Origin of the sequence: Moorena sp. SIO4E2 (assembly GCF_010671945.1) — a bacterium.
In the GTDB taxonomy this organism is placed as follows: domain Bacteria; phylum Cyanobacteriota; class Cyanobacteriia; order Cyanobacteriales; family Coleofasciculaceae; genus Moorena; species Moorena producens.
In genome coordinates, this window is sequence record NZ_JAAHIE010001144.1 from 1 (window position 1) to 1590 (window position 1590).

The 1590-nt window shown below is 40.1% G+C and carries 1 protein-coding gene and 1 pseudogene; both read right to left on the minus strand.

Going from position 1 to position 1590, the window contains the following annotated elements:
* Window positions 1-129 precede the first annotated feature (129 nt).
* Window positions 130-609: pseudogene (locus F6K37_RS41580) on the minus strand (beta-ketoacyl synthase N-terminal-like domain-containing protein); the annotation flags it as partial.
* Between the two features lie 395 nt (window positions 610-1004).
* On the minus strand, window positions 1005-1136 hold the full coding sequence (locus F6K37_RS41585) for a hypothetical protein (protein ID WP_287257110.1): 132 nt from the start codon (window positions 1134-1136) through the stop codon (window positions 1005-1007).
* Window positions 1137-1590 lie beyond the last annotated feature (454 nt).

Consider the following 1590-nt stretch of genomic DNA (forward strand, 5'->3'; position numbering starts at 1 on the left):
TCTTTGTACAAAGATGGCCTTCCTTTGATGAAACGACTAATTCAAGCTCGTTGCTCTATTACTGCTCCTCCTACTCTTCCGATACCTCTCTAAACCTGACCAAACGTCTTTCCAAAAGAGCCACACCCAATTGAATACATAGGAAAGGCGACCAGCAGCAATATTCAAGGCATTACCGGTGAGATCGTATCCTTCGGGTCTGGTTGAATACTCTGGATGAGTGTAGCTGTAATCATTGTTGGAAATTCCCACAAATACTCCAGTTCGGGAGCCAGCCAAGTGGTCTCGCACCTGTCCTGCATCTTCCAGGGCTTCCCAAGCCACCTCTAGCAATAGCCGTTGTTGGGGGTCCATGGCAGTGGCTTCTTGGGGGGAGATGCCGAAGAAGTGGGGGTCAAACTGGTCTACTTGGGGCAAAAAGCCCCCGTAGCGAGAGTTCATTTTGCCAGGAGTATCTGGGTCAGAATCATAGAGCTCATCGAGATCCCAACGGGTTTTGGGGATTTCAGTAATGGCATCGACTCCATCACATAATAGTTGCCAAAAAGCCTCTGGATTTTCGGCACCAGGAAAACGACACCCGATGCCAATTATTGCAATTGGTTCCATGTTAAAAACCCTTTAATGACAACATCATAGTCTTGAGATTGAGTGTTATTGCTTAGTAAGCATATGCCCTACACCCATTAGCTGATAGCTAATAGCTTACATTGATTAGTCAATTTATTTTTAGTGTTTAATAGTCACCAGTAACGTTATTGGATAGCATCCCATTGCTGTAACTCTAGGCTCTAAATCAATAACAAGTATTATAGCTAGATTCAACAGCATTTTTTAATGATACTTTTTACAAATTTTTATGCTTACATTTTTTTAGCAAGCTATGAATATTGAACTAAACCCTGAGCATTTTTTTTAACTATTGGATAGTTTAAAATTAAGACTGGATTAAATTAACGTCCAAGCAACTTTTATAACCGTCTCAGCAAAATTAAAGCCTGGCCTTAATCTAAGTTATAGTTATCAAAATTATCATTAATATCAATATCAGCCGGTTCCATTTCCAGGCGCTCAGCTAACTGATTAATTAAGCAAGCTTGAATCTCGTCTTTAGTAATAGTAATAGATTGGGTCATTTGCCTAACTCTGGTATTTTTTTCAGGGTGACTACAATAATGTTTGGTTTGGTTTGGATATGAATTATCCTGTCAGCCTGCAACAACGTTTTACTGGGGAGCATGTCACTTATGCAGAACATTTGTACTAAAACTCTAGCCCCCTCATGGCTTTAAGCTTGCTCTGATGGTACATAGTTGATCTGTTATGCAACTTTGACCTCCTCCCTTTTACTGCCTTTTGGTAATTGGTAAGTGATAAGTGATAATAGCGGTAATTTTACCTAGTCTCCATTACCAATGACCCGACAATCTTTTGTTGTATCCATTTTAGAGAAGGGGTATGAGATTCAACTTATTGTACCAAGTTGTTCTATTTATTTGTCTGGGTCACTCAGAGAAGTTACGCAGCTATTTACAAAACTTTATAATTTTTCGGCAATGGTAGTAAAAGTTACCAGGGGGCGGGGGTTTG

Bases quoted from the DNA above. Each gene is read 5' to 3' on its own strand.
- F6K37_RS41585 (WP_287257110.1), bottom strand. From the start codon at position 1,136: ATGACCCAATCTATTACTATTACTAAAGACGAGATTCAAGCTTGCTTA.